General features: G+C 62.0%; 10 protein-coding genes and 1 pseudogene. 6 read left to right on the top strand and 5 right to left on the bottom strand.

All coding sequences use genetic code 11. The features are described from left to right. Positions 1 to 55 precede the first annotated feature (55 nt). Positions 56 to 220, bottom strand: a complete 165-nt coding sequence (locus tag E3T19_RS18880) for a hypothetical protein (protein ID WP_166788802.1) — start codon at positions 218 to 220, stop codon at positions 56 to 58. A gap of 838 nt (positions 221 to 1,058) precedes the next feature. On the opposite strand from E3T19_RS18880, the pseudogene E3T19_RS05415 reads away from it, so the two are divergent. After that, positions 1,059 to 1,207, top strand: a pseudogene (locus E3T19_RS05415) (transposase); the annotation flags it as partial. 16 nt (positions 1,208 to 1,223) lie between these two features. Here the strand turns inward: E3T19_RS05415 and E3T19_RS05410 are convergent. Continuing rightward, positions 1,224 to 1,679, bottom strand: a complete 456-nt coding sequence (locus tag E3T19_RS05410; RefSeq protein ID WP_134408271.1) for a sensor histidine kinase KdpD — start codon at positions 1,677 to 1,679, stop codon at positions 1,224 to 1,226. A 36-nt stretch (positions 1,680 to 1,715) separates the two neighbouring features. Further along, on the bottom strand, positions 1,716 to 2,237 hold the full coding sequence (locus E3T19_RS05405; RefSeq protein ID WP_134408270.1) for a CGNR zinc finger domain-containing protein: 522 nt from the start codon (positions 2,235 to 2,237) through the stop codon (positions 1,716 to 1,718). An 87-nt stretch (positions 2,238 to 2,324) separates the two neighbouring features. On the opposite strand from E3T19_RS05405, the gene E3T19_RS05400 reads away from it, so the two are divergent. Continuing rightward, the gene (locus E3T19_RS05400) at positions 2,325 to 3,185 is read left to right on the top strand and encodes an alpha/beta fold hydrolase (RefSeq protein ID WP_134408269.1); all 861 of its coding nucleotides are present in this window, start codon (positions 2,325 to 2,327) and stop codon (positions 3,183 to 3,185) included. Between the two features lie 186 nt (positions 3,186 to 3,371). After that, the gene (locus E3T19_RS19335) at positions 3,372 to 3,533 is read left to right on the top strand and encodes a hypothetical protein (protein ID WP_241980034.1); all 162 of its coding nucleotides are present in this window, start codon (positions 3,372 to 3,374) and stop codon (positions 3,531 to 3,533) included. Between the two features lie 18 nt (positions 3,534 to 3,551). On the opposite strand, the gene E3T19_RS05390 is transcribed toward E3T19_RS19335, so the two are convergent. Next, positions 3,552 to 4,130, bottom strand: coding sequence for a TetR/AcrR family transcriptional regulator (locus E3T19_RS05390; RefSeq protein ID WP_166788800.1), 579 nt, complete (start codon positions 4,128 to 4,130; stop codon positions 3,552 to 3,554). A 110-nt stretch (positions 4,131 to 4,240) separates the two neighbouring features. Here E3T19_RS05390 and E3T19_RS19240 point away from each other — a divergent pair, with 110 nt between their 5' ends. Together E3T19_RS19240 and E3T19_RS05380 are read left to right on the top strand one after the other, a co-directional pair. Further along, entirely contained in the window at positions 4,241 to 4,630 is a 390-nt protein-coding gene (locus E3T19_RS19240; protein ID WP_198418769.1) for an NAD-dependent epimerase/dehydratase family protein, read from the top strand. A 734-nt stretch (positions 4,631 to 5,364) separates the two neighbouring features. Next, entirely contained in the window at positions 5,365 to 5,751 is a 387-nt protein-coding gene (locus tag E3T19_RS05380; protein ID WP_134408266.1) for a nuclear transport factor 2 family protein, read from the top strand. 243 nt (positions 5,752 to 5,994) lie between these two features. Here E3T19_RS05380 and E3T19_RS05375 read toward each other — a convergent pair whose 3' ends face one another. Next, positions 5,995 to 6,594, bottom strand: a complete 600-nt coding sequence (locus tag E3T19_RS05375; protein WP_166788799.1) for a hypothetical protein — start codon at positions 6,592 to 6,594, stop codon at positions 5,995 to 5,997. Positions 6,595 to 6,994: 400 nt separating this feature from the next. On the opposite strand from E3T19_RS05375, the gene E3T19_RS19330 reads away from it, so the two are divergent. Next, positions 6,995 to 7,598, top strand: a 604-nt coding sequence (locus E3T19_RS19330; RefSeq protein WP_241980033.1) for a recombinase family protein, incomplete at its 3' end; no start/stop codon positions are given.

Below are 7,598 nucleotides of genomic sequence, written 5' to 3'. Positions count from 1 at the left end.
CCGGATCATGGACGACTGGGGCAAGAACCATGCCGGGCCTGACAGGCCAACACCCTCACATAACTACAGGATCAAGGGCTACGAAGAAAGTAACGGGGGCGGCGGCGAGGTTGCGATAGGTGACGTCGCCGCCCCAGGTGTCCCGGAAGGAGGTCGCGACCTGGCGGGAGAACGAGCCGGAATCGAGGGAAGAAGCGTCGATGTGCAAGAGGTAGGACATGTGCTGATTTCATGATGAAGGAGATCGGATGACATCAGGAACGGAGGATCCGACGTGCTGACGAACCGCCGGTTCTGGCAGGGCCGATTATTTGGCGGTGGTGTGGTGGTGTGAGGCCTGGAGTTCGCGGTCGACGAGGGGCTTGACCTGGGTGCCGAGGAGAGGGATTCCCCGCCGCTGCCATGCCTCAAATTGGGGAATCTTCCCCGAGAGGTTTCCTAACCGCCAGCGGATACGAGAAACCGGCTGCACACGACCAGGGCGAAGCCCCTCTATGGCAACGAGCCGTGGGCGAGGATTGCGGCCTTTAGATCGCGGGAGCGTCGCGCGTTCACCTCGCGCACGGCCATGCTGACCATCGGGTAGCGTGGCGGTTTCCTTCTGCTTACCTTAGGACGGCGAGGGAGCGGAAGGAGCGCCGATGGAGTGCCGAACGACGAAAGACAACGTCGACTCCGCGTCATTCCAAGACGTGAGAGGGAAGCCAAGGTCAGATCCTCCCAGGAAGGTCAGCCCAGTCGCGCCCGCCAATCGGTCGCCAATCTGTGTCAGTGCAAGCAAGATCGACTGGACGGCGTCGATACCATGCGCAGTGCCTGTGACGTCTTCAGCAAGGCCGTGGATGCGGTAGGTGCAGGACCATTCAGCCGAGTCAGTGGCGGCAGCACGTGGAGCATCAACGAAAACGTGGACATCACCCCGAGGGGACGACAAAGTTCTTGAAAGAATGGTAGTCATGTCGCCACAGTACGCGACCGACGCGGAAGCGACCAGGTTCGTCGGCGCGACCCGTTCGAGCGCTCCGGCGACCGCAATGGCAGCCGGCCGCGGACGCGATGGGGACCTCGATCTGAAGATTCCCAAGCGCCGTGCCGGCTCGTTCTTCCCCGCACTCCTCGAGCGGCGCCGCCGGGTGGATCAGGCGTTGTTCGCGGTGGTGTTGGAGGCCTACGTCCAGGCCTCTCGAGCCGAAAAGTCGACGATCTGGGCAAAACGCTCGCTGCTAACACCGAGAGCTCGGCGCGGACAACGTGATGACGAACTCGGTTTGCCCGTCGGCGCTGGTCACGGTCAGTGCCCCGCCGAGCCACTGACTGAGACGGCGTGCGATGGTCAGCCCCAAGCCAAGGGGTCCGGTGTGTCGCTGGTTTGGATTGTGGATGTCCTGCGCGAATGGTTCGAAGATGGACTCCAGTGCGGATTCGGCGATTCCGCTGCCGTCATCGTGCACCCTGATCTGAACCGAGCCGGCTCCCTGCTCGATGCTGACCAAGACGGTAGTACCGGCGCCGGTGTATGTGGTGGCGTTGCTGGTCAGGTTGAGCAGGATCTGTCGCAGCGATGACTCGTCGCCGTGCAGGAGGACCGGCTGCTCCGGAATGTGCAGCCGACAGGTGTGATCGGGGTAGGTGACCCTCGCGTCGGCGGCGACCTCAAGGACCAAGCGGCTGACATCCATTTCGGTGGCGGCGAGGTCGGCGCAGCGGATGGCTCTTCACGAGTATCGGCTCGGCTCGGGTTGCCTCCGCGATCGGTTCGCATGGGCTCGTGCCTTCATGCGGTTGCCGCACGTGGCCATCGAGCACCACTTCGCGGTGCCGGGGCGGCTGTGATCGACGAGGAAGAGGCGGCACTCGGCGTTGGCGCAGGGGCGCAAACGACCTGGGTGGCGCGCGTTCACACTCGACCAGGCGAGTACGGCTTCCACCGCGAGGCGGTCGTCGGTGGGAGCCTGAAGCTGCCAAGCCACGCCATCTGGCGTCACGTGCGGGATGCGGACGGCGCCCTCCACAATGCGGGTGAGCTCCTCGACAGCCGCGGGCGCGTCGCCGCGGATGACTGTCTGCAACGCGTCGCGGGCCTCACGCAGGCGGCCCAGCTCGCGCGTCGTGCCGGATCCACCCCAGCTTCGCGTCAGCTCGCGCGCATTAGGGTCTTCGAGGTCGTCTGTTGGGCGGCCGTCGAGGACCGGCGCGCTGTTGAGCACCGCCAACAGCAATTCCTCGTCGCGATCCACCGCTCCCCCGCTTTCTCCGCACCGGACGGCGCGATGAATCCATGATACCGTCTGGCTAACCAGTAAAACAATTCAAAGGAGTTATTTATGGTCCAGGTCCACCACCGCACCGTCTCCGTCGATGGGCTCGACGTGTTCTGGCGAGAGGCCGGGCCGGTCGATGCACCCGTGCTCCTACTGCTGCACGGCTACCCGACGAGCTCACACATGTTCCGCCACCTGATCCCGGCCCTGGCTGACCGCTACCGGGTCATCGCGCCCGACCACATCGGGTTCGGACGCTCGTCCGCACCATCCGTCGACGAGTTCGACTACTCCTTCGCCGCCCTCGCTGGCGTCACGGGCCGGTTCCTCGCCACTATCGGGGTAACCCGGTACACGATCTACGTACAGGACTACGGCGCCCCCATCGGCTGGCGGCTGGCGCTGGCCGACCCCAACTCTGTTGAGGGCATTATCTCGCAGAACGGCAACACCTATGAAGAGGGCTTCGTGCCTGGCTTCTGGGATCCCATCTGGGCCGATGCCGCCGAGCGCACGGCCGCGACGCGTGACGCACTGCGCCCAGCCCTCGGCCGCGACGCCGTCCAATGGCAGTACACCCACGGCGTGCCCGACACGACGACCGTCGATCCCGACGCGTGGGAACACGACCTCGCGCTCCTCGCCCGACCCGGCCAGGACGAAGTGCAGCTGACCCTCTTCCGCGACTACGCGACCAACCGGGCCCTTTATCCGGACATGCACGCATGGATCCGCGCCTCACGGGTGCCGGTGCTCGCGATTTGGGGCCGGAACGACGAGATCTTCGCCGCCGCAGGAGCCGAAGCCTTCCTGCGTGACGCCCCGCACGCCCGCATCGAGCTCCTCGACGGCGGCCACTTCCTGCTCGAATCACACCTCGACGAGGTGACAACCGCCATCACGTCCTGGCTCCCTGCGCGGTAACCCGACGTCCGGCTCGGCACCGTACCGTACCGCGCAGCGTCTGAGCCGGAGCCCGCTAAAGAGATCAATTCACGGTCGCGGCGTCGCCCCGAAGCACGTCTCGGTTGGCGATCGGTCGGAATCCTGATCTGCGGCAGCCGCAACGACCACACGGTCAGGTACTCGAAGGGTAGCGCCACTTCGCCAATGGCCGTTTCGACGTACTCCTACGACACCCTGCCCGCCGACGAGCGCAGCGCACTTCCCGCTGCCGATCAGCTCGCAGCAGCCCTCGATTGGGTTCCCGACGAGCCGTTGAGATCCATCGCAGAGGCCCCGTGGTCGACAGCTGACCAATCGCTGTCGTAGGTGCCTAGTCCCTGTCACTTACTCGGATATGGCCGCGCCGAGAATCCGCATGAACAGTGAACCGCCGCTGTCGATCTGCCCGCCCGCGCCTCCCGCTGCCTTGATGCCCTCCACGGTGGCCAGGATGAGGCCGGCCAACTCGGACGGTGTTGCCCCGATGTCGGTGGGGCGAATTTCTCCCATCGCGGCCGCTTCGGCTAGGACTTCAGCAATACGGTCTTTTAAACGTTGACGGGACATTCGAGTTATGTCGCTGGAGAGGGCCAGGTTGGAGTCGAATAGTTCTTGGCCGTGGGGACTGGCACTGATCTCCTCCATTAGCCCTTGGAGATAGGCGGTCATCGCTTTGTCGATCCGCTCAATGACTGGACCCCTAATGTTCAGCACGGTTTCGATGTCGGCCATGACCGTGGCATGCGCCCGCTCGGAGCCAGCGCGAAACAGGTCTTCCTTGTTGCTGAAGTGGAGGTAGAGGGACGCGCGTGAGATACCTGCCGCGTCGGCGAGATCCTTCATGGTGGTCTTGCTAAATCCGTAGCGGCAGAAGACAGCTAGTGAAGCATCTAGTATCTGGTCGACCTTCTCAGTGGAACTCATGAAATGATTCTGACACTTCGAACGCATTGCGTCCAGTTGTACAACTGAACATTTTGAGTCAAACTGTCCATGCTAGTGGCGGTAGCCGTTTCAATGACAGGAGAAGACTCATGGTTATCGATCGATCGATCGAAAAGGACACTATCGTGCTGGTCACGGGAATCTCCGGATTTTTTGGTGGACACGTTGCTTCGAAGCTGCTCAAGTTCGGCTATCGCGTGCGGGGAACCGTCCGGGATGTGGGCCGGCATTCGGAGTTGAGTGCGCGTCTGTCCGAGGCGGCGGACGTTACCGATTGCCGGCTCAGCCTGTACTCCGCGGATCTGACCTCCTACGTCGGCTGGGACGATGCCACCGCTGGCTGCGACTACGTCATCCACACCGCGTCGCCCTTCCCGGCCGTGGCACCAAGGCACGCAGCCGACATTATCCGACCGGCGCGGGAAGGAACTCTCCGCGTTATCCGGGCGGCGCAGCGGGCCCAAGTCAAGTCGTTCTGACCTTCGGTCGCTGCAATGAACCACGGTCCGAGACAGGCACCATACACGGAATGGGATTGGGCGGACGTGAATGGGCGGACGTGAATCGGCGGACGTGAATCGGCGGACGTGAATGGGCGGCGGGCCACGGCCTACTACAGGTCCAAAACCCTGGCCGAGTAGGCCGCCTGGGCTTTTGCGCGCGCAAATCGGACCGAACTGACCGTCATCAACCCGGGAGTCCTCCCCTCGAACCCAAGGTTGGTGCGTCGGTCGGGGTCATCGTCCAGCTCCTGGCCGGCGGTTTCCGCGGCCTGTCAAGGTTTGGCTTCTCGTTTGCCGACGTCAGAGACGTCGCAGAAGCCCACATCCGTGCCATGGTCGAGCTACAAGCGGCCGGGCAGCGACTAATCGTCAGCGGGGAGTTTCGATGGATCCGAGAAGTCAGCAACCACCTCGCCCGTGATTTTCTTGAGTATGCTCATCGGCTGCCGACCAAACTGACCCCTGACTGGATGGTGCGAATCATGGCCCTCGCTGACCCCCATGCTCGTGGCATCATCCACGAACTCGGCCGGGACCTCAGTGTTGACACGACGCGGGCCGCCAGATACTCGGCTGGGCGCCTCGTCCTGAATTTCAGACCATCAGCGACACGGCTCGATCGCTCATTGAATGGGGCCTCGTCCCCGTCCCATAGCCACCAAATTCCCCGAACCCGACACCCCTGTGTCCCACCAAGAGAAGGACTCGCAATGATTGAAAGCACCTCCACCATCGAAGACCTCATCCGCTCCACCGAACAGGCACGCCTTCGCGCCCTCGTTGACGGCGATACCGAAAAGGCCATCAACTATCACGGAGCCGATTTCGAGCTCATAACCCCGATTGGTGCCGTCCTCACCCGCGAGCAGTACCTAGACGCCGTCGCTGCAGGGCAGATCAACTACCTCAGCTGGGAACCCGGACACATCGCTGTTCGATGCCACAGCACCACAGCTACTATCCGCTATCGGGCAACCCTGGAAGTTGAATTTGGCGGACATCCGATTCCACGGACCAACTACTGGCACACCGACAGCTACGAATTTCTTGACGACCGCTGGCAAGCCGTGTGGTCCCAAGCCACTGAAATTCGCTAGGCCACACCGGAGAAGCTATGACAACGCCATCTCCGAAGGAAAGAGGTCGATGCTTCGGTGGAATGAACTTCACTTCGGCGCCCAAACGGGAGCGGCTGCCAGCAATCCCTGAACGCGCCTCTAGAGCATTCTCAAGGCGCTAACCTGCCCGCCCAGCTTGTCCGTTGCTGTCCAATCAGTGTGAGACGTCTTGCAACCCGAGTGTGTCGAAGCACACGGGATATGACTCACTTAGATTCATAGTCAGCTAGGTATTCCATCGACGGCCCCCACCCGTCCAATGGAGCGAGCGAAGGCAATTAGCGTCGATAGTCTGGTCGCATCGGCCAAGTCGCGGTGTTTGTGAACGATATTCCCGGGGGCCGGCAAGTCGACACTAGCGAAGACCCTCGGCCCGGAACTAGGTTTCTGTATACGAGCCCAATTTGACGTGTCGTCTGCGGTAAGACTTACCGCGTTTCCCGCTGTAAACAGCGTGACGTACACAGTGACGTCGGCTTTAGGATCGACTCGGGTGCGCACCCATTCGGTAATGAGCCGGGCCGTGGAATCCACCTCCGCAGAATCGCTCTCGTCACCCAAGGTCACGTGAAAGATAACCATCGTTCCTGGCTCGAGGAACCCCGACAGCCAGTTTCTCGTGCGAACGCTCTTGACTCCCTCAACCGAACCGACGAAGTCAATAAACGCAGCCTTCACGGTCGAGGAACCAACTAGCTCGGGCGCCTGGGCCGTGCAACCAACCGTGAGAATGATGGCCGGCAGAAGCGCGATCATCGCGAAACGTTTAGAGCCTGCCAGCCACCGATGTGCGCTGTTGATCGCCACGGTGTTGTTTCTCACAATTGGCACTTCTCATTCCCTGGGATCGAACTCACGATCCGACTATAGGAGGAACCCGAACTCGATCGACTGATCAAGTCTCATAAACGGCTTGGCACTGGCCTTATCATGACCAATCGGCATCCCGATGTTTCGCATGCCACGGACTCAGATAGACGAGAGGATGCCCTCACTCGCGCAGTTCTAATCCTGGGCAAACTTCCTCATCGCTCACGACGAGCCCGGCTCAGAGGCGAGGGGAGTCTCGAATCCCTAGAGATATGAGACGTCTCACGGCCGTCACTTAAGCCCCATCCACATTGGCGGAATCCTGGGGCTCGGCGAGTCTCTTAACTACGTCGCTTAACCTCCTGATTGAATTGCGACGCTAACAGTTAGTTATGAGACACCCAGGAGCATCGTGACGAAACTGATCGGCTATGCGCGAGTATCGACGCGCCAGCAATCTACCGACCGGCAAGAAGTGGACCTTTTGGCTGACGGTGTCCGGCGTGACGATCTCTACGTCGATAACGGCGATTCCGGAGCTCGCGCTTCCCGGCCGAACATCGACCGCGCGCTGGACGCGCTCGAGGCGGGCGATACTCTCGTCATCACGACTCTGGACCGGCTGGGGCGATCGACGCAGAACATGCTTGCCTTCGCCGAAGAACTCCGGGGCTGCGGCGCCGGCCTCCGCGTGCTGAACCTGGGCGGCGGCGACGTCGACACGGCGACACCTATGGGTTCCATGCTGTTCACGATCATGGCCGCTCTGGTCGGACTCGGTAAAGAGTTTCGAGTCTCCGGAAACGCCGGCGGCGCCGGTCTTCCGCAGCTGTTCGTTTCGAACAACGAGCTTCTCGCGTTGGGTTACCGCGCGCGGCGGGTTCAGACAGCTGTGCCCGGCCTCGGTCAGATCTACGGGGGGGGCCCTATGTTCTTGTCAAGCGGCGAGCTGGTGGTCGGCTTGATAGAGGGTGCCGTCGCGGAGCATGGCATAGAGGACGTCGCAGCGTCTGCGG

It is taken from the genome of Cryobacterium sp. TMT4-31 (assembly GCF_004403385.1).
In the GTDB taxonomy this organism is placed as follows: domain Bacteria; phylum Actinomycetota; class Actinomycetes; order Actinomycetales; family Microbacteriaceae; genus Cryobacterium; species Cryobacterium zongtaii.
This window is presented reverse-complemented; position numbering and strand designations above follow the sequence as displayed.

Bases quoted from the DNA above. Each gene is read 5' to 3' on its own strand.
- E3T19_RS05410 (WP_134408271.1), bottom strand. From the start codon at position 1,679: ATGGATGTCAGCCGCTTGGTCCTTGAGGTCGCCGCCGACGCGAGGGTC.
- E3T19_RS05380 (WP_134408266.1), top strand. From the start codon at position 5,365: ATGATTGAAAGCACCTCCACCATCGAAGACCTCATCCGCTCCACCGAA.
- E3T19_RS18880 (WP_166788802.1), bottom strand. From the start codon at position 220: ATGTCCTACCTCTTGCACATCGACGCTTCTTCCCTCGATTCCGGCTCG.
- E3T19_RS05400 (WP_134408269.1), top strand. From the start codon at position 2,325: ATGGTCCAGGTCCACCACCGCACCGTCTCCGTCGATGGGCTCGACGTG.
- E3T19_RS19335 (WP_241980034.1), top strand. From the start codon at position 3,372: ATGGCCGTTTCGACGTACTCCTACGACACCCTGCCCGCCGACGAGCGC.
- E3T19_RS19240 (WP_198418769.1), top strand. From the start codon at position 4,241: ATGGTTATCGATCGATCGATCGAAAAGGACACTATCGTGCTGGTCACG.
- E3T19_RS05390 (WP_166788800.1), bottom strand. From the start codon at position 4,130: ATGAGTTCCACTGAGAAGGTCGACCAGATACTAGATGCTTCACTAGCT.